19 protein-coding genes and 2 pseudogenes are annotated in these 22,525 nt (G+C 67.6%); 12 read left to right on the forward strand and 9 right to left on the reverse strand.

What is annotated here, in order from left to right; genetic code table 11:
• Positions 1–2: 2 nt before the first annotated feature.
• Complete coding sequence (locus AZG88_RS38850; RefSeq protein ID WP_011594807.1) at positions 3–791, reverse strand: amino acid ABC transporter substrate-binding protein; 789 nt, start codon at positions 789–791, stop codon at positions 3–5.
• 98 nt (positions 792–889) lie between these two features.
• Here AZG88_RS38850 and AZG88_RS38855 point away from each other — a divergent pair, with 98 nt between their 5' ends.
• The gene (locus tag AZG88_RS38855) at positions 890–2,353 is read left to right on the forward strand and encodes a SulP family inorganic anion transporter (protein WP_061700678.1); all 1,464 of its coding nucleotides are present in this window, start codon (positions 890–892) and stop codon (positions 2,351–2,353) included.
• Here AZG88_RS38855 and AZG88_RS38860 read toward each other — a convergent pair.
• Entirely contained in the window at positions 2,350–3,120 is a 771-nt protein-coding gene (locus AZG88_RS38860) for a deoxyribonuclease IV (RefSeq protein ID WP_005252264.1), read from the reverse strand. The genes AZG88_RS38855 and AZG88_RS38860 overlap by 4 nt on opposite strands.
• 198 nt (positions 3,121–3,318) lie before the next feature.
• On the opposite strand from AZG88_RS38860, the gene AZG88_RS38865 reads away from it, so the two are divergent.
• Positions 3,319–3,567 carry a helix-turn-helix transcriptional regulator gene (locus AZG88_RS38865; RefSeq protein ID WP_005252266.1) on the forward strand — a complete coding sequence of 83 codons (249 nt, stop codon included), beginning with the start codon at positions 3,319–3,321 and terminating at the stop codon, positions 3,565–3,567.
• Positions 3,567–4,802: a type II toxin-antitoxin system HipA family toxin gene (locus AZG88_RS38870; protein ID WP_061700679.1), complete on the forward strand. Its 1,236-nt coding sequence runs from the start codon at positions 3,567–3,569 to the stop codon at positions 4,800–4,802. Before AZG88_RS38865 ends, AZG88_RS38870 begins: the two co-directional genes overlap by 1 nt.
• A gap of 6 nt (positions 4,803–4,808) precedes the next feature.
• On the opposite strand, the gene AZG88_RS53135 is transcribed toward AZG88_RS38870, so the two are convergent.
• Positions 4,809–5,450 (reverse strand): hypothetical protein, encoded by a 642-nt coding sequence (locus tag AZG88_RS53135; protein ID WP_179443236.1) that lies wholly within the window; start codon positions 5,448–5,450, stop codon positions 4,809–4,811.
• Between the two features lie 95 nt (positions 5,451–5,545).
• On the opposite strand from AZG88_RS53135, the gene AZG88_RS38880 reads away from it, so the two are divergent.
• Entirely contained in the window at positions 5,546–6,721 is a 1,176-nt protein-coding gene (locus tag AZG88_RS38880; protein ID WP_061700680.1) for a hypothetical protein, read from the forward strand.
• A gap of 32 nt (positions 6,722–6,753) precedes the next feature.
• Here AZG88_RS38880 and AZG88_RS38885 read toward each other — a convergent pair whose 3' ends face one another.
• On the reverse strand, positions 6,754–8,085 hold the full coding sequence (locus AZG88_RS38885; protein WP_061700681.1) for an HNH endonuclease: 1,332 nt from the start codon (positions 8,083–8,085) through the stop codon (positions 6,754–6,756).
• Between the two features lie 85 nt (positions 8,086–8,170).
• Here AZG88_RS38885 and AZG88_RS38890 point away from each other — a divergent pair, with 85 nt between their 5' ends.
• Positions 8,171–8,782: a maleylpyruvate isomerase family mycothiol-dependent enzyme gene (locus AZG88_RS38890; RefSeq protein WP_061700686.1), complete on the forward strand. Its 612-nt coding sequence runs from the start codon at positions 8,171–8,173 to the stop codon at positions 8,780–8,782.
• Between the two features lie 6 nt (positions 8,783–8,788).
• Here the strand turns inward: AZG88_RS38890 and AZG88_RS38895 are convergent, their stop codons facing one another.
• Positions 8,789–9,199, reverse strand: coding sequence for a hypothetical protein (locus AZG88_RS38895; RefSeq protein WP_061700682.1), 411 nt, complete (start codon positions 9,197–9,199; stop codon positions 8,789–8,791).
• Positions 9,200–9,232: 33 nt separating this feature from the next.
• Positions 9,233–10,076: pseudogene (locus AZG88_RS38900) on the reverse strand (SDR family NAD(P)-dependent oxidoreductase).
• Between the two features lie 355 nt (positions 10,077–10,431).
• On the opposite strand from AZG88_RS38900, the gene AZG88_RS38915 reads away from it, so the two are divergent.
• Positions 10,432–12,228 carry a zinc ribbon domain-containing protein gene (locus tag AZG88_RS38915; RefSeq protein WP_061700683.1) on the forward strand — a complete coding sequence of 599 codons (1,797 nt, stop codon included), beginning with the start codon at positions 10,432–10,434 and terminating at the stop codon, positions 12,226–12,228.
• Between the two features lie 18 nt (positions 12,229–12,246).
• Here AZG88_RS38915 and AZG88_RS38920 read toward each other — a convergent pair whose 3' ends face one another.
• Positions 12,247–13,038, reverse strand: coding sequence for an SDR family NAD(P)-dependent oxidoreductase (locus AZG88_RS38920; protein ID WP_061044332.1), 792 nt, complete (start codon positions 13,036–13,038; stop codon positions 12,247–12,249).
• Between the two features lie 34 nt (positions 13,039–13,072).
• The gene (locus tag AZG88_RS38925; RefSeq protein ID WP_061044333.1) at positions 13,073–13,849 is read right to left on the reverse strand and encodes an SDR family oxidoreductase; all 777 of its coding nucleotides are present in this window, start codon (positions 13,847–13,849) and stop codon (positions 13,073–13,075) included.
• Positions 13,850–14,076: 227 nt separating this feature from the next.
• Here AZG88_RS38925 and AZG88_RS38930 point away from each other — a divergent pair, with 227 nt between their 5' ends.
• Positions 14,077–14,994 (forward strand): tyrosine-protein phosphatase, encoded by a 918-nt coding sequence (locus AZG88_RS38930; protein WP_061044334.1) that lies wholly within the window; start codon positions 14,077–14,079, stop codon positions 14,992–14,994.
• A 2-nt stretch (positions 14,995–14,996) separates the two neighbouring features.
• Here the strand turns inward: AZG88_RS38930 and AZG88_RS38935 are convergent, their stop codons facing one another.
• Positions 14,997–15,944 (reverse strand): aldo/keto reductase, encoded by a 948-nt coding sequence (locus AZG88_RS38935; RefSeq protein ID WP_005252290.1) that lies wholly within the window; start codon positions 15,942–15,944, stop codon positions 14,997–14,999.
• 225 nt (positions 15,945–16,169) lie between these two features.
• Here AZG88_RS38935 and AZG88_RS38940 point away from each other — a divergent pair, with 225 nt between their 5' ends.
• From AZG88_RS38940 to AZG88_RS54650, 5 genes and pseudogenes are all read left to right on the forward strand, one after another.
• Complete coding sequence (locus AZG88_RS38940; protein ID WP_061044335.1) at positions 16,170–17,672, forward strand: aldehyde dehydrogenase family protein; 1,503 nt, start codon at positions 16,170–16,172, stop codon at positions 17,670–17,672.
• A 27-nt stretch (positions 17,673–17,699) separates the two neighbouring features.
• Positions 17,700–19,259 (forward strand): APC family permease, encoded by a 1,560-nt coding sequence (locus AZG88_RS38945; protein ID WP_061044336.1) that lies wholly within the window; start codon positions 17,700–17,702, stop codon positions 19,257–19,259.
• On the forward strand, positions 19,256–20,812 hold the full coding sequence (locus tag AZG88_RS38950) for a GMC family oxidoreductase (RefSeq protein ID WP_025433097.1): 1,557 nt from the start codon (positions 19,256–19,258) through the stop codon (positions 20,810–20,812). Before AZG88_RS38945 ends, AZG88_RS38950 begins: the two co-directional genes overlap by 4 nt.
• Before the next feature lie 92 nt (positions 20,813–20,904).
• Positions 20,905–22,086 carry a thiolase family protein gene (locus AZG88_RS38955; RefSeq protein ID WP_005252295.1) on the forward strand — a complete coding sequence of 394 codons (1,182 nt, stop codon included), beginning with the start codon at positions 20,905–20,907 and terminating at the stop codon, positions 22,084–22,086.
• A gap of 14 nt (positions 22,087–22,100) precedes the next feature.
• A pseudogene (locus tag AZG88_RS54650) lies at positions 22,101–22,525 on the forward strand (acyl-CoA dehydrogenase family protein); the annotation flags it as partial.

The raw sequence follows: 22,525 nt of genomic DNA on the forward strand, positions 1-22,525 counted from the left end.
TCTCAGTTGGTCGGTGCCGAGACGTCGGTGCCGAAGTACTTCTGCGAGATCTGGGCGAGCGTTCCGTCGGCGCGCAGTTCGTCCAGGGCCTTGTCGATGTCGGGCATCAGACCGCTGTCCTTGCGGGCCGCGAACGCCTGCTCACTCGTGTCACCGGTCTCGGCGGCCACCTTCACGCCGGTGTCGCTCGTCTGCTTCTGGTATTCGGCGACGGCCAGATTGTCGTTGACGGTGGCATCGACGCGGCCGTCCTTGAGCAGCGTGATGGCCTGCACGAAGCCCTCGACGGATTCGACGTTCGCGCCCGCATCCCTGGCGACCTGTGCCCAGTTGCTCGTCGCGGACTGCGCCGTCGTCTTGCCGTTCAGGTCGGCGAGCGAGGTGATCGAATTGTCGTCGGCGCGGGTGACGATCACACCCTCGGAGTAGGTGTACGGCGTCGACAGGTCGTACTTCTGGGTGCGCTCGTCGTTGACGGTCACCTGGTTGGCGACGAGGTCGTAGCGTTTCGCTTCGAGGCCCGCGAAGATCGAGTCCCACGGTGTCTGCGTGAACTCGACGGAGACGCCGAGTTTGTCACCGACCGCGCGGATGACATCCACGTCGTACCCGGTGAGCTGACCGTCGGGGCCCTGGTAGCTGAACGGTGTGTACGTGCCCTCGGTGCCGACCTTCAGTACCCCGGCCTCGCGAACCTGGTCGATGACCGGCCCCGAGTCGGAGTTCCCACACCCCGCCAGCGACAGCGCGGTCAGGACGGTGATCAGGACGGCCGGAAGTGTGCGTCGCACGGGGTTCCTCCTCTGTCGGCGGATCAGCTAACCGTACTGGTCGAACGCTACCCGGATAGGATCTTCCGAGTCCCCTCAGGAAGTAGGTTTGTCTCGTCGTGCCTTCTCTCGCTCTCCGACGGCCGGTGTGGCTGCATCCGACGGTGTTTCGTATCGAGTCGTTGTCCGCGCTCGTCGTGGCGATGGCCCTCATCCCGGAGGCGTTGTCGTTCTCCATCATCGTGGGGGTCGATCCGCGGGTGGGCTTGTTCACCGCCGCGATCATGGCGATGACCATCGCGTTCACCGGTGGCCGTCCCGCGATGATCTCCGCGGCCACCGGTTCGGTGTCGCTGGTGCTGGCCCCGCTCATGGCATCACACGGATTGCAGTACCTCATTGCTGCCGTCTTCCTCGGCGGTGCGATGCAGATCCTCCTCGCCGTCCTCGGGGTCGCGCGTCTCATGCGGTTCCTGCCTCGCAGCGTGATGGTCGGGTTCTGCAACGCGCTGGGAATCCTCATCTTCGTCCACCAGTTCCCGTATCTGACGAACGTGCCGTGGGCGGTGTACGCGCTCCTCGCCGCCGGTCTGGCGCTGCTCGTGTGGATCCCGAAGCTGACCACCGCGGTGCCCGCCCCGCTGCTGGTGATCGTCGGTCTCACTGCGTTCACCGTCCTCGCCGGTGTCGCGGTGCCCACCGTCGGGGACCAGGGGGAACTGCCCGACGGACTGCCGACCCTGATCGGGCTGCCGGACGTTCCGCTCACGGTCGACACCCTGAAGATCATCGCCCCGTTCGCGCTGGCGATGGCAGTCGTCGGACTGCTCGAATCGTTGATGAGCGCCAAACTCGTGGACTCCGTCACCGACACGCATTCGGACAAGACGCGGGAGTCGTGGGGCCAGGGCGTCGCGAACATCGTGACCGGACTCTTCGGCGGCATGGGCGGGTGCGCACTGATCGGGCAGACCATCATCAACGTCAAGACCGGTGGCGCGCGAACCCGGTTGTCGACGTTCCTGTCCGGTGCGTTTCTGCTGATTCTCGTGGTCGGGCTCGGCGACGTGGTGGGGACCATTCCGATGGCGGCGCTCGTCGCCGTGATGGTGCTGGTGGCCGCCACGACCTTCGACTGGCACAGCGTCCGCACGCTCCGGCGGATGCCGCTGAGCGAGACGATGGTGATGCTCAGCACCGTGGCGGGCACCCTGGCCACCGACAACCTCGCGATCGGTGTCGGTGTCGGCGTGCTGGTGGCGATGGTTCTGTTCGCGCGCCGGGTGGCCCACATGGTGGACGTGCGCGGCGAACTCGACGGCGACGTGAAGACGTACCGGGTGAGCGGTCAGCTCTTCTTCGCCTCGTCCAACGACCTCGTGTTCTCGTTCGACTACGCCGACGACCCCGGCCGTGTCGTGATCGATCTGTCGGGCGCCACCATCTGGGACGCGTCCACCGTGGCCGCGCTCGACGGCATCAACACCAAGTACGCGAGTCGCGGCACCGACGTCACGGTGGAGGGCCTGAATCCGGTCAGCGAGGAGCGGTACCGCAGGCTGACCGGCCGGCTGGGCGACTAACCTACGGTTTCCCGCAGGTATGCGAGGTCCTCGGCCAGCCCCTCCGCCGGCGTTTCGAGGACGACGGGCGCATCGGCGGTGCGCACGACCTCGGCGAGCAGTTCGGCGTCGATGGTTCCGTCGGCGAGGTTGGCGTGCCGGTCGCGGGCCGAGTTGAATTCGTCGCGGGAGTTGTTGAGGTGCACCAGGTCGATGCGTCCGGTGATGGCCTTGATGCGTTCGACGACGCCCACCAGTTCCTCACCGCCCGCCCACGCGTGACAGGTGTCGAGGCAGAATCCGGCGCCGAAATCGCCGACCTCCTGCCACAGCCGGTCGATGGCGTCGAAGTGCCGTGCCATCGCGAAGTCGCCGCCTGCCGTGTTCTCGATCAGGATGGGGACCGGGAATCCGCCCTTGTCGGCCTGGCGTTCGAAAAGTTTGCGCCAGTTGACGATCCCCGCGTTCACGTCCTCTCCGTCGCGGACGTGGCCACCGTGGACCACCAGCCCGAACGCACCGATGTCGGCGGCGGCCTGGGCCTGCTGCGCGACGGCGTTGCGGGACGGCATCCGGAGCCGGTTGTTGAGGCTGGCCACGTTGATCACGTACGACGAGTGCACGACGACGTCGATGGGGCTGTTCCGGATCTCGTCGGTCCGCGGATGCGTCGGCGGTTTGTCCCACTTCTGCGGGTCCGTGAGGAACATCTGGATGACGTCGGCGCCGAGCGTTTCGCCGTATCCGATCGGATCTTCGTCCTGGCGGACGTGTGCTCCTATGCGCATGTATCCAGGGTAGGGGGTGGGTGTGTCGACGTGTCTTGTGCTTGTGATCGCAGGCTTAAAGCGGGAGATGATCCGTTTTATGTTCTTCTCGTATCTTAAGCTTGCGCTCGCAGTCATAGGGATGGACTTCGGGGCAGAATCGGCGCACACTGTCGTTAAGCATCCGTCGACAAGCATTGCACCGATCAGGGAGGCTTCATGGCAACCCCACGCCGCCGCGAGCGAACCGACACCGGTGGAGTCGCCGACGGGTTCGTGGCGCGGCGACACCAGCTCGGGCTGACGCAGGCGGAGCTGGCAGACCTGGCCGGGGTGTCGAGGTCGAGTGTGCAGTCGATCGAATCTGGTCGGGGGACCGTGCAACTGGATCTCGTCGACGCCGTCGCGGACGCGATGGGATGCCGTCTGGCGCTCGTCACCCGCTCGGGTGTGGAGGTGGCGTCCTGATGGTCGAGAACCTCAGCAGTGTCGACCGGGCCGACGTCTACAAGGGCGAGCGCCTCGCGGGCAGTCTCGTGCGGGAGGGCGGTGACGTCGTCTTCCGCTACGACGCCGCGTACCTGCAGGACCCCGGCGCCCCGCAGGTTGCATGGACGATCCCCACGTCGTCGGCCGAGGTGCGCGCGAGTGGGGGCAGCGTCCCGCCGTTCTTCGCGGGGCTCCTCCCGGAAGGAATCCGGCTGCGAGGCGCAGTGGCAGCCACCAAGACGTCCGAGGACGATCACCTCACGATCCTGATGGCGGTCGGGGCCGACACGATCGGCGACGTGCGCGTGCTACCCGCAGGGGTGCCGCCGCCCGAGACCGCACCGGTGTTCGACCCCGACGCGGTCGAGCGCCAGGACCTGCGGGCGTTGTTCGAGCACATGTCGGGGCACGAGGCGGTGAAACTGGACCCCACCTCGCTACCCGGTGTGCAGGCGAAGGTGTCGGCTCAGATGTACTCGACGCCGATCGCCACCGAGAAGGGTCCCGCGATCCTCAAACTCTCACCACCGCAGGGGTATCCGCAGTTGGTCGAGAACGAGCACTTCTTCATGGGGCTCGCCGCGCAGTGCGGGTTGCCCGTCGCCGATCATCAGCTGGTGCGTGACGGGAAGGGTAATGCCGGTCTGCTCGTCGCCCGATTCGACCGGCGCGTCGATTCGTCCGGCCGCGTCATCCGCACACCCCAGGAGGATGCGTGCCAGGTGATGGGGATGTTCCCCGCCGCCAAGTACCGGCTGAAGACCGAGAGCGTGATCACTGCACTCGCCGGCGCGTGTGAGCGCGGCGGCGGTTCGGCCCGGGTGGCCACCCTGGAACTGCTTCGGCTGGTGGCCTATTCGTACGCGATCGGCAACGGCGACCTGCACGGAAAGAACTTCTCGGTGCAGCTTGCCGAATCGGGGTTGTGGAGTGTCACACCAGCCTACGACCTTCTGTGCACCCAGCCGTACCTCGGATGGCGCGACCCGATGGCTCTCGACTTCTACGGCAAGGCGAACAAGCTGAACCGCAGGCACTTCGTCGAATCCGGTGGCCGGCTCGGTGTCCCTGAACGCGCGGTCACCAGAATGCTCGACGGCGTCCGCAAGGGCATCAGACGTGGCATCGGGGAGATCGAGACGATCGGCTTCACCGCAAAGGAGAACGCCCTGCTGCGCACGCTGATGGAACGGCGCTCGGACGAACTGGGCTGAACCGGCTCACCACACTCGAAACGCGCTGTCCGAGAGCGTGAATCCGTGGCCCGCATCGCTGCGGCACGTGACCCCGGACGTCTCGTCGACGAGGCACGTCAGGTCGTTCACCTGCAACGCGGTGCCGTACGACAGTGCGGGGGCGGCGGATCCGTCGAGGGGGTAGTACCGGGGATCGCCGGCACTGGCGAACTGACCGAGGCGGCCACCGGTGACCTCGATCGCGTTGGGAGTCACCGGGGTGCCGGACGCGCCGGCGCCCGGGACCTTCGGCGCCGACGCCGGCATCGGGCCGTGACAGCCGGCGGTCGGGAGGTCGCCGCCGGTGAGGATTGCGCAGTGGAACTTGGTGCTCGGCGTCGTGAAGTAGTAGCTCCCCGCCGCGGTGCCGGCAAACGTCTGCGGGTTTGCCTCGGCAGGGGTGCTCGCGGTGGTGGTGGTGGTGGTAGTCGTCGTGGTGGTGGGGCTCGTCGACGTGGTCGTGCTCGTCGTCGCAGTGGTGGTCGTCTTCGGTGCGGTCGTCACCGTCGGGGTGGTCGCGGGCCCCGCGACGGCGCCGGTCTCGGGGGATCCGTCGACCGAGCGACCGCAACCGGCCACCACCAATGCCGTCGCGAACAGAATCACCGCACGCACCGTGTAGGTCATGGTGGAGAGCCTAGAACCGCGCGCAGCCTCGGCGGTCGCGGCGCGTCGGACGAAATTCTGGGACAGTGGTGACCAGCGAACTGCCAGGAGGTCCGATGCCGGAAAGCCCCCACTACGAGGAGCGGCGTGCACGCATCTCCCTGCAGGTCCGCCAGTGGTGCGAACGATCCGCGATCACGGGCACCCACGCCCCGTTGTCGGACGCCGCTGCCGTGCTGATCGCCGCCGGACACCTCGATTCGCCCACCCGGCAGGTACTCACCAACCGGCGTCGCGCGGGCCGCACCATCCCGTCGATCGGCGGCTTCGGGGCACTGCGTCTGCTGACGGACGAGTACCACCAGGTGGCGCGCCGCGCCGGCAGCCTGCGTCCCGGCCCGGCGCAACTTCTGTTCAAATACCGTGCCACCGAACTGGGCCGCAAGCTGCAGTCGTCTCGGTCTGCGGTCGTGATGTCGCCGGCGCACTACGGCAACGGTGTCCGGGCGATGCGCCGGGATCGGCGTGAGGGTGTCCATCTCGATCTCGAACAGCGTGAGGCGCTGTTCCGGGCGTTGCAACGCACACCGGCGCCGACCGCCGGTACCGCGCTCGAACGTGCAGGCAACTATGCCCGCGGCACCGCGGCGGAACGACTCGGCCAGGCGGCCGAAAACACGCCGATGGCCGCAGTCGGACGACGCGTCGCCGACGCCATCGGCAAGGGCGTCGATCTCGACAACGACAGATTTGCCGACTCGTACGACACCCTGCTCTACCTGGCGGGGATGCTCTTCGACAGGATCGACGGTTCCGCAGTCTGGCATTCGGAGCACTTCGCGATCCAGCGGTACCAACTCGACCTCGCCGAAGAACTGACACAGATCGCCGTCGACACCGTGGCGCTGCGCGGAATCCGGACCGAGCTCGACGAAGCGCTGCGCGCCACCCATTCCGACACGGCGCGTGAACAGATCGAGGCCCGGCAGAACGCGCTGAAGCCGGTATGGGATCAACTGGTCGACCGCGTCGCCGCACTCGCACGAATCGGCGACCTGCTGTCCCGAGCCGAGGTGCAACTGCGGTCCGTGCTGGCGGTCAACCGGGCGATGAGTCTCGACAGCCGCATCGACGAACTCATCTCACGGTCCGGTGACCGCGAGCTGTCGGCGGAGAACACCCACCACGTGGGCGATCAGTTCGGCGGGGTGGAGGAGCTGATGCTCACCTACCAGTCGGCGCTGTACGGAGACATTGCCGAACTCACATCCTGGTCGGGTGGGAACAAGTGACCCCGGCGACCGAGAGGATGACCCCCACCACCTCATGACACGCGCAGGTACGCCGGGGTCGGTAACGGAGGCGCCGTGGACCGGTAGTGATGTCCGGTCGGGGTGCCGAGATCGATCAGATGCCGGCCGCCGGGACAAGCGACCGGGCGGGCGGTCCATCCCTCGCCTTCCTTCGCATAGTTGCATGCCTCGCACAGGCCGGACCCGTTGTCCGCCGACGTGGCACCGGATTCTCGGCGCGACCGGATGTGGTCATGATGCCGAATCGGCGCATCGCACCACGGGGTTCGGCACGTCCGGTCGCGGAGGTCGATCAACTTCGCCAGACCCTTCGGGAACGTGCGGGATTGCGATTCCATCGCGGTCAATGCTCCCGACTGCGGGCAGGAATAGATCCGCTGCAACGTTGTGGCGGTGTGCGCATCGAGAGAGTCCGCCACGAGTTGCCGGGCGATCCCCGCCGGCACCGGCCCGTACCCCTGCAACTGCGCCGGCTCATGTCCACCGGCGAGCAGTGTTTCGTCCGACAGCACCAGGTTCACGGCCACCGGCCCGCCGGAGGCCACGGCTTGCCCGGTGGCACGTGCGAACAGCAGATCCACCATCAGCTGATTGCGGGTGCGGCCACCACTGTTCCCCGTGGCGATGAGGCTGTCCGCATCCCGCCCCAGCGTTGCCTGTAAGCACACGGCCTGCTCGACGGGCATCAGCACGCTCAGGTACGCCATCGAATCCGGGGCGGGCCGTGTCGTCACCCGCCGTTCGGAGACGGCCTTCCTGTGCCTGCGGACCACGGCCGCGGCGTCGAGTTCTACCGCCAACGCCTTCGCCCGCGCGACCAAACCCTGGTCACCGACCCCGTCGAGAATGGCCGGGTCCGAGCACAACCGGCGGTCGACGATCCCCCGATCCTCGGCCGACAGACACGCGGATTCCCGCACCAGCAATGTTGCTCGCCATTCGTTCAACCGCCCCGACCGCAACATGGCCAAAGTGTGTGGCATCTCGTGCACCAGAGCCTGTGCGAACCCCAGGTGCCGTCCGCCACGGTTCGGGGATTCCCTGCGTGCCAACGCAATCTGCGAGGCAATGCCGCGGTTCCACTCCACTCGCGGCAACCCGCGAGCCCTGCGGTCCGCGCGAATACTCGTCGCGACGCCGTCGGTGATCACCGCCTGCGCCGCGCACCCCACCGACTTCAGGGTTTCGATCGCGTCGAGCCAATCGATCCCCGAGCCCGCATCCCCGCCGGCCTCGACACACCGCAGCCGCGCGGTGAACGCCCGCAGCTCCTCCAAATCCGGTGCCCCCACAACCAACCTCCCCCAAGGTCGTTCGAATATATGTTCGACTATACCAATCATGTTCGACCGGGGCAATACTCGGCGGTTTCGGTCTACGGTGGTCGTGAGGATCTTCGTCGAACGAGTGTGGCGGGAGCTGACTGCGATGACCGATGACGCCGATCTCCAGCGGGCGGTTGCGAACGAGTTCTCGGCACTGGCCGATCTACTCGACGGGATCTCGGACGCAGAATGGGACACGCCGTCGCTGTGCGAGGGCTGGCGGATTCGGGAAGTGGTCGCGCATCTCACCATGGCGGCGCGCTACTCCGAGGAGCAGTTCATGACGCGCCTGCGTGAGTGCGAGTTCGATTTCACCCGGCTCTCCAACGAGATCGCCCGTAGCGACGCCGAATTGGCACCGGCGGAACTCGTCGCCAACCTGTGCTCGGATGTCATGCGCCAGTGGACCCCGCCGGGTGGCGGCTATCACGGCGCGCTCAATCATGTGGTGATCCACGGTCTCGACGCCACCGTGCCGCTCGGGGTGCCGCGACACGTACCGGAGGAGACGATGCGCGTCGTCCTCAACGATCTCACGGCGGGTGGTGGGCACTCGAATTTCGGCATCGACATCGAGGGACGTGGCCTGCGGGCCACGGACCTCGACTGGTCGTACGGGTCGGGCGCCGAATTACGCGGAACGGGCGAGGATCTCGCGCTGATGATCTGCGGCCGCACGCTGCCGGCAGGGCGGGTCGCGGGCGACCCGTTGTAGTCCGGTTCAGATACCCGGGATGAAGCCCGGGTAGACGAAGTGTCCGGGACCTCCGCCGGGGAGGGTGGCGCCGAGGGATCCGGGGAAGTTCATGGACAACTTGACTAGTTTGTGTGGTTGCCCGTTCTGGTCGGCTTGCCAGCAGTCGAGCAGTACGCCGTGGAATCCGGTGCAGACGATGCGGTTGGCGGTTCCGAACGGTGACGTGAGCCGATTCGCGCTGACGAACGGATTCCAATAGTCGAGATCGGTGGGGGTGAGGAAGTTCTGGTTGTCGAACGGCGCGACCGGACTGGGCTCGGTGGGTACCGGCGGCCATTCGTCGGCGGCGGCCACACCGGCGCTCCCGAGGAGGGCGGCTGCGGCGACGGCCACGGTCGCGGTGATCTGTATGAATCGGCGAGTAGCGGTAGTCATCTCCACCAGGCCACAGTAAACGGCCGAGCGATACTACGTCCGCAATCCGGGATGACGGCTGGCCAGGACGGGGACGAGGAGCTTGTTCGGCGCGAGGTGGGCGAACACGGACGCGGCCCGGTTCGCGAGGCCGGGGATGGCGATCATGTGCCCCTTGTCGAGGCCGTCGATTCCGGTCCTGGCCACGGATTCTGGGCTTTCCCACATGAAGCTGGGCAGTGCGGCTTCGGCGTCTTCCTTCGCGAACCCGGCCGTTTCACCGAAACCGGTGTCCACGGGCCCGGGGCAGAGCGCGGTCGCTGTGACACCGGTGCCTTTCAGTTCGCCGGTGAGGCTCTCGGTGTAGGACAGGACGAATGCCTTGCCGGCGGCGTAGGCAGCTTGTCCGGGCAGCGGCTGGAACGCGGCCGTGGAGGCGACGTTGAGGACGGCTCCTCGGCGTCGTTGCACCATGCCGGGCAGGGCGCGGCTGCAGAGGTCGGGCGACGGCCATGACGTCGACCTCGATCATGTTCATCTCGGCGTCCGGGTCGGACGCGGCCACCGCGCCGAGCGTGGACAGGCCGGCGTTGTTGACGAGGATGTCGAGGGTGAGCCCGAGCTCGCCGACCCGGTCGAGCAACGTCGCGCGGGCCGAGCGGTCGGAGAGATCGGCACCCAGCACATGCGCCCGACCGCCTGCGGCCCGCAGTTCGGTGGCCAGTTCCTCCAGCTTCTCCGCCCTACGGGCGACGAGTACGACCTGGTGACCGCGGCGGGCGAGTTCACGGCTGATCGCTTCGCCGATCCAGGACGACGCTCCGGTGACGAGCGCGGTGCGATCGGCGGCAGGGGTGGGCAGGCTCTCAACTGTCGACTTAATGTCTAATACTGGCACCGTGTACCGGGTCTACACCGATCGTGGTTCAGGTCTGCGGGAGAGACTCGAGCGGGACTGAATCGGATGTTCGACGACGCAGCCAAGGGTCACTTCACGGTGGTGCGAATGGTGTGGCGGGACCGGTTGGCGCGGTTCGTCGGTGGCGTGGATCGAACGTTACTTGTCGGTGGTCGGCGTTAAGGTCGAGGTCCTACGGGAGCATGGGGACACGTCGCTGGTAGAGGAGCTGATGGATGACTTCATGGCAGTGCTCGCTTCATTGTCCGGCCGCTTCCACCCATTGCGGTCGAAGCAGAATCAACGTCGACTTCTTCCGGGCGATGCGGCAGCACGGTTGGAGATGGACTAACTGATGGCCGATACCGGATTCACTGCGCTGCGGCAGTTCTCGTTCACCACCCGCCCCTACCTGGCTGTCGATGACGAGACCGGTGCGCCGATCGGGCTTGACGACCTCGACGTGCGTGTCGGGTGGCTGCTCGACCTGATCTCGGGCGCTGAAGCGCAACTGTTGTCGCGGCTGTGGCAACCGGCCACCTTCGATGTCCTGGCCGCCGGATGTGACCGCCAGGGCCGGAAACTGCCGATGCAAGGTCATGTCGCTGCTGCGCGTCTGGGCTGGACCCCGCATTACCCGGACGGTGTCTACGTCCCGTCGCGTGTCACGCGGGTGGTGACCGCGCAGGCAGTCGGCACTTTGCGGGCGCTGGCCTACCGAGACACGGCGATCATCGCACTGTCGGCCCGGTTCGACCCGGCCACCGGCCGGATCGCCGCACCCACTACTGCTGCGGAGTACGTCCCGTCCGGATTCGCCCGGGGCGTGGTGCGGCAGCTCGCGGCGCACGCGCGCGGCGCGGCAGACGCGCGCCTGCGGATCACCGACGTGCAGGGACCGCCACAGACGAGCGCGATGGCCCGGCTCTCGGCCGCCGATCGACAACTCGCACAGCTTGCCGTCACCGGTCACGAGCTGGTGTTGACGGTGAAGCTGCCCACCTGCCCCGCCCCGGCGGGGCGGGCGCAGTGGCGCAGTGTCCGGCTGAGCGCGACCATCCCCGAGCACCTGCACGGCCGGGCGGTCACCGATTGGCATCTGCCGACCCTGGTCCTCGACCGCCGGGGACTGCTCTGGCGGTGCGCCGCGACCGAGATCGTCTCAGCAGCCGACCTGGAATCGGCCTCCGTCGCGGTCGGGGTGGACTGGTCCCCGACCACTCTGGGTGCCGCCGCCATCACCGCCGAAAACCCCGACGGGTTGTCCTCGGATTACCGGGGTTGGACCTACGACGACCGCGGGCTCGGGATCAAACTGGCCCGCCTGCAGGCCGAGGGGCAGCTACTCCATGGCAAGGCGGCCCGGTTGACACGACTGTCCGCCACCGCCCCGCCCGAGGTGCGCGCCGAGCTGGAGGAGAAGATCGCCGTGCTCGATGCTCACCGCACCGCGGTGGGTATCAAGCGGGGGAAGATCAACCGGGAACTGGCCTTCGACTTCGCCCGTCAGGTCACCGACTACGCCACCGACGCCCAAGCGCAGCTGATTGCGGTGGAAGATCTCACAACCCTCGAGAGCCGTGGGCACGGGCGGGTGAACAACAATCGGGCCGCGCAATCGGCCCGCCGCAAGGCCGTCGACGCGCTCACCCACACCGCCGCCGGTGTCGGTGTGACGGTGGTGTCCGTACCGGCCCGCGGATCTTCCGCGTGGTGTCCGGGCTGCAACGAACCACTCTCTCGCCCCGGCGGTTACCACCGGGCATGGTGTGAGCAGTGCAAAATTGGCGGCAACCGGGACCACGTCGCCGGGGTGAACCTGGCCAAACGCGCGCTGCTCGGCAGAAACAAGACCACCCGGCGGCGCGGAGGACTACCGGCGGTCCGGGTGACCGAACATGCGCCGGTACGGCAATCGCGCGACAAACACGCTCCTACCCCGAGCAGGCCGCGGCATCGCCGGGTCCGCCGCAGCCTGCCCACCGTGACACCGCGGTTGGGGGTGACTCCGAATCAGCATGTTCCTGCATCACAAGCGTCGGTGTGGGACACGGTCAAACCCACACCGCCGCACGGTGATGCGGGTAGCCGTGACACACGTCCATCTCCCACGCCCGCCACGCAAGTGGCAGATAGTATGAGATCTACGTAGGCGCAAGGGTTCAACCGGTCAGGCGTGGGTTCCGCCGTCGATGCGGATCTCGGTTCCGGTGACGAACGCGCCGTCGTCGGAGGCGAGCATGGCGACGACTCCGGCGACCTGCTCGGGTCCGCCCATCGCCGCGCCGCCTGATTCCAGGGTGGTGGGCAGGATGGGTGAGAGTTTGGCGAACAGGCTCCAATCGGCATCGGACGGAACGTATCCGGATGTGGCGTCGGTGATGCCGGTCTTGATGCTGCCGGGGGCGACACCGACGGCACGCAGACCCTGCTTGCCGTATTCGAGAGCCAGCGCATGGGTGAACGACTGGATGCCGCCCTTGCTCGCGGCGTACGCGGCCATGTAGGGGTGCGCGAACGCGGCGGACGTGGAACTGAAGTTCACGACCACGCTGCGTTCGTTGCGCAGCAGCGCGGGCAGGCATTCGCGGACCATGAGGAACGTGCCGGTGAGGTTGATCCCGATCACCTGATTCCACAGGTCCAGCGGCGTCTCGTGGGTGTGCGAGGCGCGGAGGATGCCCGCGGCGTTCACGAGTACGTCCAGTCCGCCGAGCTTCTCGACGCTACGGCTCACGCCGTCGGTGACGGACTTCTCGTCGCCGATGTCGATCGCGGCGACGCTGAGGCGTCCCGCGGTGCCTGCCGCGTCGGCCAGTTCCGCTGTCCGCGCGAGGCCGTCCTCGGAGACGTCGGCTGCCACGACGGTGCCGCCTTCCTCCAGCAGTCGGAGGGCGGTGGCCTGTCCGATCCCCGACGCGGCTCCGGTCACCAGGATCCGCCGGTTGTCGAATCGATTCATCGTGTGTGCTCCTCGTGTGTTTCCGAATGCGATCTCATTGGCCCATGACGTACTTGACGGTCGGTCCGGCGGTCCATCCGCCGTCGACGGCCAGTTCCGCTCCGGTGACGTACGTGGACGCATCCGACAGCAGGAACCCGACGGCACCGGCGATCTCCTCGGGCACGCCGACCCGGGCCATGGGAGTGTTCGGGTAGTTGCCCTCGCCCTGCTGGATTCCGAGGCCCGCAGTCATCGGGGTGTACGTCATTCCGGGGTGGACGGAATTGACGCGGATCCGGTCGGTGCCCAGTTCCACGGCGGCGATCTTCGTGAGCCCGCGCACGCCCCACTTGGACGCGCCGTAACCGGCGGTCAGCGCGAGTCCCATCAGGCCGGCGGCCGACGAGATGTTGACGATCGATCCGCCGCCGGCGGCCCGCATCGGGGCGATCACGGCCTGCAGGCCGTTGAACACACCGGTCAAGTTGATATCGAGGACCGTCCGGAAGTGTTCGAGCGGTTCGTGCTCGATGTATTGGCCGGTGGAGATGCCGGCGTTGTTGACGAGGCCGTCGACGCGTCCGAATTCGCTCGTCGCCACGTCGACCGCGGCCTGCCACTGCTGCGGGTCCGTGACGTCGAGGTGGCTGTACCGCGCCCGGTCGCCCAGTCGGTCGACGGTCGCGCGGCCGTCGTCGTCGAGAACGTCGCCGATCACGACGCTGCCGCCCTCGTCGACGATGCGCTGGGCGAATGCCGCGCCGAGCCCCCGCGCCGCCCCGGTCACGATCACAACCTTCCCCGCCAGTTGCTGTGCGGTCTCGGTCATCTCAGCTCACATCCTCGTCGTCAAAGAATCACGTTCGTCGGGGCACGTCGGCTGCCGACGGCCCGAGTCTGCTGTGGGCGCCGCCGGTGGGAAACGGGTTCTCCCGGTGATCGGAACAACTCGTAGCCACGGGAAACGTCCGACCACTGTGATGTGGGTTACCCGCTGACACTCCGGACATGCCGGACGAGCGGATCTCCCCGACAGCCCATCGAAAGGCTTCCCCTATGTCTCGACGCGTCACCTCCACCGCCGCGGTGCTGATCACCGGCAGCGTCCTGTTCGCGGGTTTCGGCACGCCTGCGCTCGCATCGGCGGACCCACTGTCGCTGCCCGGAATCAGTCTCCCGGGGTTCGGCTCGTCCGACTTCGGGAGCGCGGGCCCGGTCGTCGAGACACCGCGACTGGCGTCGGTCGACAACTTCCGCGACGTCGGGGGATCGGGTAGGGGGTACGCCACCACCCGCGGAGGGCACGTCACGAGGGGGCTGTTCTACCGTTCGAACGCTCTGGTTCCGAACGATCAGGATCTCGCCGTCCTCGCCGGGCTCGGACTGACGGCGGTGTACGACGTGCGGACCGTCGAAGAGGTGGCGGCGAAACCCGACCGGCTCCCGGGCGGGCCGCGCTACCTCGGCATCCCCATCCTGTCGGGAGACCTGGGTGCCGCAGTCGCGCAATTGAAGTCGCCCGCCGACGCCGTCGCGTTCATGCAGCAGATGAACCGCAGCTTCGTCGACGACGCGGCGACCCGGGCCGGGTTCGCGCAACTCCTGACGGCATTGGCCGACACCGAGGGGCCGCAGATCTTCCACTGCACGGCGGGCAAGGACCGCACCGGCTGGGCGTCCGCGCTGCTGCTCTCCATCGCGGGCGTCCCGCAGGACACCATCTTCGACGACTACCTGCTCACCAACGAGTACACCGCCGCGTCGATGAAGGTCACGTACGACCAGATCGCCGCCAGCCGCGGCGAGGCGGTGGCGCAGATCTACCAGCCGCTGCTGGGCGTCGACCGGAGCTACCTCGAGGCCGGACTCGGCCGGCTCACCGAGCAGTACGGCACGGTCGACCGCTATCTCACCGAAGGGCTCGGTCTGAGCGCGGCGACCGTCGACCGGCTCCGGGGCAAGCTGCTGAGCTGAGGTCAGGCGCCGATCGCGTCCGAGAGAGTCGTGAGCCGGCTGATCTCGGATGCGGTCAGGGTCACGGTCGGGGCGTCGAGCAGAGCGGGAAGTTGTTCGAGGCGGCTCGCGCTCGCGATCGGCGCGGTGATGCCGGGCCGGGTGAGGAGCCACGCGAGCGCGATGGTGGAAATCTCCGCCGAGTGCGTGTCGGCGATCTCGGCCAGGGCGTCGACGACGGCGAGGCCGGACTCGGAGAAGTAGCGGGTCGCCATCCGCTGGCGCGGCTGACCGTCCAGGTCGGCCTGGGTGCGGTACTTGCCCGCGAGGAAGCCCGCGGCGAGTGAATAGTACGGGAAGACGCCCAGGCCGTTCTCGGTGGCGATCGCGGCCACCTCGGGCTCGTAGTCGTGGCGGTGCACTAGGTTGTAGTGCGGCTGCAGCGCGATCGGGGCCGCGAAACCGTTCTCGGCCGTCAAGGACAGCCACTCGCGGATGCGCTCGGGCGAGTAGTTGGAGATGGCGACGTGGCGGACGAGTCCGTCGCGGACCAATTCGTCGAAGGCGCCGAGCGTGTCGACGAGGGGAGTCTCGGCGTCGTCGAAGTGGGCGTAGTACACGTCGATGTGGTCGGTCTGCAGCCGCTTCAGGGATGCCTCCGCCGCCGCGCGGACGTTGGCGGGGGCCAGGCCCTTGAACTCCGGGTGCTGGCTGACCTTGGTGGCGATCACCACGTGGTCGCGGTTGCCGCGGGACGCCATCCAGTTGCCGAGGACGGTCTCGGACTCGCCGCCGGAGTTGCCCTCGGCGAACGCGGAGTACGAGTCCGCCGTGTCGACGAAGTTGCCGCCGCCTGCGGCGAAGGCGTCGAGGATCTCGAACGACGTCGGTTCGTCACTGGTCCAGCCGAAGGTGTTACCACCGAGGGCCAGGGGAAAGATGTCCAGATCCGAGTTGCCGATCGCGACCACGGGTGCTCCGTTTCTAGGTGTGTCCTGTCCGGGAATGTGCGAAGAGTTCGCCTGACGACGCTATCGCAGCCGCTAGGCGCACGTGCGTCCGGCTACCGGACACAGTCTTCTCGGACACGGATACCGTCGCGAATCGGACATGTGTGCGCGATCCCCGCCCACCGCGACTCCGACGGCATACCGTAAAGGGGGTGCGTTCGTTCCGGCGAGACACGGAGTTGAGTGATGCAGGACCAGTCGATCGATGACCTCTTGAACACGGGCCTGTTCGTCGACGGGCAATGGATCCGCTCCAGCTCCGGTGAGACCCGGGACTGCATCAATCCGGCCGACGGATCGGTGGTCGCCACCGTCGACGAGGCCTCCCCGGAGGACGCAACTCGCGCAGTCGCCGCGGCCCGCGCGGCGTTCGACGAGGGAACCTGGCCCCGCACACCCGTCGCCGAGCGCACGGCGTTGGTCGCGAGGATCGCCGATCTCCTCGAGCGAGACAAGGAGACCCTGGCGCGCATCGAGACGCTCGACACCGGAAAAACTCTGGAGGAGAGCAGGATCGACATCGACGACGTGGTGTCGGTATTCCGGTACTACGCGCAACTCGCCGCGGTCGAAGCCGACAATCTGGTCGATGTCGGGCGCCCCGAGGTGATCAGCCGGGTGGTGCGTGAGCCGATCGGTGTGTGCGTGCTCATCGCACCGTGGAACTACCCGCTGCTGCAGATCTCGTGGAAGGTGGCGCCCGCGCTGGCCGCCGGATGCACCATGGTCCTCAAACCGAGCGAGGTGACCCCGCTCAGCACCATCGCGTTCACCGCGCTGATCGCCGAAGCAGGTGTCCCCGCCGGGGTGGTGAACCTCGTGCAGGGCAGCGGCGCCGTCCTGGGCGCCGCACTCACGGGCACCCCCGACGTCGACTTCATTTCCTTCACCGGCGGGCTGGCCACCGGACGCGTCATCCTCGAGACCGCGGCGAAGAACGTCACCAAGGTGGCGGTGGAACTCGGTGGCAAGAATCCGCACATCGTCTTCGCCGACGCGGACGGAGACGACTCGGTGGACCAGGTGCTCACCGGGGTGTTCCTGCATTCCGGGCAGGTGTGCTCGGCGGGAACCCGCCTGATCATCGAGGAGTCCATCGCCGACCGGTTCGTCGCCGCGCTCGCCGCACGGGCGGAGAAGATCCGGATGGGCAACGGTCTCGATCCCGCGAGCCGAACCGGCCCGCTGGTATCCGAGGCCCACCGGGAGAAGGTCGAACGGTACGTGGCGCTCGGCCTCTCCGAGGGCGCCCGGTTGGTGACCGGGGGAGCCCGGCCCTCCGATCCCGCGTTGGCGGACGGGAGCTACTACCTGCCCACCATCTTCGACCACTGCGACCGCACCATGCGCCTCGTGCAGGAGGAGACGTTCGGACCGATCCTCACCGTCGAGCGCTTCACTACGGAGGAGGAGGCGCTGCGACTGGGCAACGACACCGAGTACGGTCTCGCCGCGGGCGTCCGGACCGCCGACAGTGCGCGGGGCGAGCGGATGGTGCGGGGTCTGCGCCACGGCACGGTGTGGCTCAACGACTTCGGCTACTACACTGCCGCCGCCGAGTGGGGCGGCTTCAAGATGTCGGGTAACGGGCGCGAACTCGGCCCCACCGGTCTGGCGGAATACCAGGAGACCAAACATATCTGGCACAACACCTCGCCCACGGCGGCGGGGTGGTTCGACAACGGCTAGGTCGGCGCACGGAGAGGCGAGAGAACCATGGCTACTCGGCACGGAGCAGTGGGTGACGGAGGTGCGCCGGGAGACAGTGGACTCGGCGAACTGGGGTACAAACAGGAATTGGACCGCAGCCTCGGCAAATTCGCCAGTTTCGCGGCGGGAGTCAGCTACATCTCGATTCTCACCGGCACGTTCCAGTTGTTCTACTTCGGGTTCGGCACCGCCGGACCGGCATATCTGTGGTCCTGGCCGATGGTGTTCGTCGGGCAGATGGCGGTCGCCCTGTGCTTCATGGAGCTCGCGGCCAAGTACCCCGTGGCCGGCTCGGTCTACAACTGGGCCAAGCTGCTCGGCAGCAGGATCGTGGGATGGTCGTCGGGCTGGCTGATGCTCACCGCGTCGATCGTGACCCTCTCCGCGGTCGTGCTCGCGCTGCAACTCAACCTGCCGAGGTTGTGGAGCGGGTTCCAGATCATCGGTGACGGCAGCGGTGAATACGACTTCGCCACCAACGCCGTCATTCTCGGCACCATCATGATCGCGTTCACCACGGCCGTCAACGCGTTCGGCGTCAAGCTGATGGCCCTCATCAACAGTTCGGGTGTGTTCGTCGAACTGATCGCGGCCGTCCTCATCGCGATCATCCTCGCCGCCAACATCACTCGCGGTCCGGACGTGTTCTTCTCCACCCACGGTTACGGCGCCGGGGAGAGCGGCGGATATCTGACCGTCTTCCTCGTGGCGTCACTCGCGTCGGGCTACGTGATGTACGGATTCGACACCGCGAGTTCGCTCGGCGAGGAGACGGTCGACCCGAGGCGGACGGCGCCCAAGGCGATCCTGCGGGCGATCCTCGCGTCGTTCGTGATCGGCGGGGCGATCCTGGTGTTCGCCGTGATGGCGGCCCCCGACCTCGAGGATCCACTGATCGGCAGCAGTGAGGGCGGCCTGCAGTACATCGTCGAGCAGGTGATGTGGGGACCGCTCGGCAAGATCTTCCTGGTCTGCATCGTCGTCGCGGTCACGGTGTGTTCGCTCGCGGTGCACGCCGCGGCCATCCGGCTCACGTTCGCGATGGCCCGCGACAACGCGCTGCCCTTCGGGGAGCGGCTGGCCCACGTCAACCCGAAGCATCAGACGCCCGTGGTCCCCGCCATCGTGATCGGTGTGCTCGCGGCGTTCATCCTCGTCATCAACATCGGTCAGCCGCAGATCTTCACGGTGCTGACGTCGATCGCGATCATCATGATCTACCTGGCGTACCTCATGGTCACCGGGCCGCTGCTGAAGAAACGCCTGCAGGGGCAGTGGCCGCCGAAGGAACTCGCGGAGAGCGGCTACTTCACGATGGGCCGGTGGGGGCTTCCGGTGAACATCTTCGCCGTGCTGTGGGGAGTGGGGATGGCGCTCAATCTGGCGTGGCCGCGCCCCGAGGTGTACGGCACGCCCTGGTACAACACGTGGGGTGCGTTCGTCTACATCGGCATCATTCTCGGGCTCGGTCTCCTCTGGTATGCGGTGAAGGGCCGCAACCACATCGGATGTCTCGCCTCGCACGCGGCGTCGTCCAAGGACGAGGCGGAGAGTGAACTGCCATGACGGACACCGTGTTCGACTACGTCATCGCAGGCGGGGGAACGGCCGGATGTGTGCTCGCCGCGCGGCTCAGCGAGGACCCCTCGGTGACCGTCTGCCTCGTGGAGGCCGGGCCGTCCGACGTCGGTGACCGCAACGTCCTCGAGCTGTCGCAGTGGATGCATCTGCTGGACTCCGGCTACGACTGGGACTATCCGGTCGAGCCGCAGGAGAAGGGCAACAGCTTCATGCGGCACGCCCGCGCCAAGGTGCTCGGCGGATGCTCCTCCCACAATTCGTGCATCGCGTTCTGGCCCCCCGCCGAGACACTCGACGACTGGGCGGCGGCGGGCGCCACCGGCTGGGGTGCGAAGGACGTGCTGCCGCTCGTGGCGCGGGTGGAGAACAACGACGCCCCCGGCGAGCAGCACGGCCGCAGCGGTCCGGTGCGGTTGCGTGACGTCCCGCCGCACGACCCGTGCGGCGTGGCCCTGCTCGAGGCCGCGGCGAAGGTCGGGTTGCCCACCGTGCAGTTCAACCGGGGCACGGCGGTGCTCGACGGGGCGGGGTGGTTCCAGATCAACGCGTCCGAGGACGGCACGCGCATGTCGACGTCGCACGCCTACCTGCATCCGATTCTCGGGTCCCGCCCCAACCTGGACGTGCGCACCGACTGCTGGGTCAGCGAGATCGTCATCGACGACGCGCTGGCGGCGACCGGCGTGCGGTACCAGCGCCCCGATCTCACCGGATACGACACGGTCTCGGCGCGCCGCGAGGTGATCGTCACCGCCGGGGCCATCGACACACCGAAACTGTTGATGCTCTCCGGTATCGGGCCGACGGTGCACCTGCGTGAGATGGGTGTGCGGGTTCGGGTCGACGCCCCCGGGGTCGGGCAGAACCTCGACGATCACGTCGAGGGGCTGGTGTTCTGGGATGCGTCCCGGCCGATGGTCGAGACGTCCACGCAGTGGTGGGAGATCGGACTGTTCGCCACCACCGAGGAGGGGTTGAACCATCCGGACCTGATGATGCACTACGGCAGCGTGCCGTTCGACATGAATACACTCCGGTGGGGGTACCCGACCACGGACAACGGCTTCTGCCTCACCCCGAACGTCACGCAGGGACTCTCCCGCGGAACGGTGCGGCTGCGGTCCCGCGACTTCCGGGATCGTCCGCGAGTGGATCCCCGGTATTTCACCGACCCGGACGGTCACGACGAGGCCGTGATGCTCGCCGGGATCCGGCTGGCTCGTCGCATCGCCGAGCAGGAACCTCTCCGCGGCTGGATCACGAGGGAACTGGCCCCCGGGCCGGAGGCGGTCACCGACGACGAACTGATCGACTACGCGCACCGGACGCACAACACGGTGTACCACCCCGCCGGGACCGCCCGGATGGGTGCGGCCACCGATCCGATGGCCGTCCTCGATCCGGAACTGCGGGTGAAGGGCGTTCGCGATCTGCGGGTGGTGGACGCGTCCGCCATGCCGAAACTGCCCTACGTCAATCCCAACATCACGGTCATGACGATGGCCGAGAAGTGCGCCGACCTGATCCGCGGAACCTGACCCGGCGACGTGCCGGAGGCCCTGCATGAACCGCTGGTTACTTTGAAGTCCTACTATCTCTCCGTACTGGTAGAGAGACGGAAGGGCACGTCATGAATTCTCCTGAACCGATCGTGGTAGTCGACGGCGCGAGGACCCCGATCGGCAGCTTCGGTGGTGCGTTCAAGGACGTGCCCGCTCATGAACTGGGTGCCACCGCCGCGAAGGCCGCGCTGGACCGTGCCGGCGTGCCGGGTGAGGACATCGACGAGGTGGTGATGGGCTGCATCGGTCAGGTCGGACCGGACGCCTACAACGCCCGCCGTGTCGCCCTGGCCGCCGGACTTCCCGAGAAGACCCCCGCGTACACCGTCAACCGGCTGTGCGGGTCCGGTCTGCAGGCGGTGTGGTCGGCGGCGCAGCAGATGCGCTGGGGTGGGGTGGACTTCGCCCTCGCCGGCGGCGACGAGAGTATGTCGCGGATGCCGTTCTACGACTTCTCCGCCCGCTCGGGCTACAAACTCGGCGACCGTAAGCTGGTGGACGGCACGGTCGCGATTCTGACCGACCCGTTCGGTGGCGTGCACATGGGCCGCACCGCCGAGGCCGTCGCCCGCAAGTACGACGTCAGCCGCCGGCAGCAGGACGAGTTCGCCGTCGAATCCCAGCGCCGCGCCGCCTCCGAGGCCGCGAAGGCCGCGTTCGCCGAGGAGATCACGCCGGTCGAGATCGGGGGCCGCCGCCCGAAGACGATCGACGTCGACGAGCACCCCAAGCCCGACACCACCCTCGAGACCCTGGCGAAGCTGCGGCCGGCGTTCGAGGAGGGCGGCTCGGTGACCGCGGGCAACGCGTCCGGGATCAACGACGGCGCTGCGGCCCTGGTGCTGGCGACGCAGTCCGCCGCGCAGGAGAAGGGCCTGACCGGGCTGGTCACGCTCGAGGCCGTCGCGACCGCGGCGATGGACCCGGGCCTGATGGGGTACGCCCCGGTGTTGGCGCTGCAGAATTTATTCGAGCAGACCGGCACCACCCCCGGCGACATCGACGTGATCGAGTTGAACGAGGCGTTCGCGTCGCAGGCGGTCGCGGTGATCCGGGACGCGAAGCTGAATCCGGAGAAGACCAACCCGTACGGCGGGGCGATCGCGCTGGGTCACCCGGTCGGGGCGACCGGCGCGATCCTGAGCCTGCGCCTGGCGAAGGACCTCGTGCGCCGCGACCTCGAACTCGGCATCGTCACCATGTGCATCGGCGGCGGCCAGGCCCTCGCCGCACTCTTCCGGCGCATCTAGAAACAGGGCAGACGATGAAGAAGCACATCCCGTCCTGGCACGACGACGAGGTCAAGGCCCTGTCCGAGCTCGCGGTCGGGTTCTTCGAACGCGAGGTGGTCGCGCACAACGAGAAGTGGGACGCCCAGCACCGCATCGACCGTGCGGTGTGGCTCGCGGCCGGCAAGCTGGGGTTGCTGTGCTGCTCGATCCCGGAGGAGTACGGCGGCGGTGGCGGCACGTTCGCGCACGACCTCGCCGTGTTCGAGGCCCAGGGCTATGCCGGCGACCTCGCGCTCGGCATCTCGGTCTCGAGTACGGCACCGAGGAACAGAAGAAGACCTGGCTGCCGGGGATGGCGACCGGGGAGATCCTCGGCGCCATCGGCATGACCGAACCCGGCGCCGGATCGGACCTCAAGGCGATCAAGACCACCGCCATCCGGGACGGCGACGAGTAC

The organism is Rhodococcus sp. LB1 (assembly GCF_001583455.1).
GTDB lineage: Bacteria > Actinomycetota > Actinomycetes > Mycobacteriales > Mycobacteriaceae > Rhodococcus_F > Rhodococcus_F opacus.

Bases quoted from the DNA above. Each gene is read 5' to 3' on its own strand.
- AZG88_RS38860 (WP_005252264.1), bottom strand. From the start codon at position 3,120: ATGCGCATAGGAGCACACGTCCGCCAGGACGAAGATCCGATCGGATAC.
- AZG88_RS38865 (WP_005252266.1), top strand. From the start codon at position 3,319: ATGGCAACCCCACGCCGCCGCGAGCGAACCGACACCGGTGGAGTCGCC.
- AZG88_RS38870 (WP_061700679.1), top strand. From the start codon at position 3,567: ATGGTCGAGAACCTCAGCAGTGTCGACCGGGCCGACGTCTACAAGGGC.
- AZG88_RS53135 (WP_179443236.1), bottom strand. From the start codon at position 5,450: ATGACCTACACGGTGCGTGCGGTGATTCTGTTCGCGACGGCATTGGTG.
- AZG88_RS38880 (WP_061700680.1), top strand. From the start codon at position 5,546: ATGCCGGAAAGCCCCCACTACGAGGAGCGGCGTGCACGCATCTCCCTG.
- AZG88_RS38885 (WP_061700681.1), bottom strand. From the start codon at position 8,085: ATGATTGGTATAGTCGAACATATATTCGAACGACCTTGGGGGAGGTTG.
- AZG88_RS38890 (WP_061700686.1), top strand. From the start codon at position 8,171: ATGACCGATGACGCCGATCTCCAGCGGGCGGTTGCGAACGAGTTCTCG.
- AZG88_RS38895 (WP_061700682.1), bottom strand. From the start codon at position 9,199: ATGACTACCGCTACTCGCCGATTCATACAGATCACCGCGACCGTGGCC.
- AZG88_RS38915 (WP_061700683.1), top strand. From the start codon at position 10,432: ATGGCCGATACCGGATTCACTGCGCTGCGGCAGTTCTCGTTCACCACC.
- AZG88_RS38920 (WP_061044332.1), bottom strand. From the start codon at position 13,038: ATGAATCGATTCGACAACCGGCGGATCCTGGTGACCGGAGCCGCGTCG.
- AZG88_RS38925 (WP_061044333.1), bottom strand. From the start codon at position 13,849: ATGACCGAGACCGCACAGCAACTGGCGGGGAAGGTTGTGATCGTGACC.
- AZG88_RS38930 (WP_061044334.1), top strand. From the start codon at position 14,077: ATGTCTCGACGCGTCACCTCCACCGCCGCGGTGCTGATCACCGGCAGC.
- AZG88_RS38940 (WP_061044335.1), top strand. From the start codon at position 16,170: ATGCAGGACCAGTCGATCGATGACCTCTTGAACACGGGCCTGTTCGTC.
- AZG88_RS38945 (WP_061044336.1), top strand. From the start codon at position 17,700: ATGGCTACTCGGCACGGAGCAGTGGGTGACGGAGGTGCGCCGGGAGAC.
- AZG88_RS38950 (WP_025433097.1), top strand. From the start codon at position 19,256: ATGACGGACACCGTGTTCGACTACGTCATCGCAGGCGGGGGAACGGCC.
- AZG88_RS38955 (WP_005252295.1), top strand. From the start codon at position 20,905: ATGAATTCTCCTGAACCGATCGTGGTAGTCGACGGCGCGAGGACCCCG.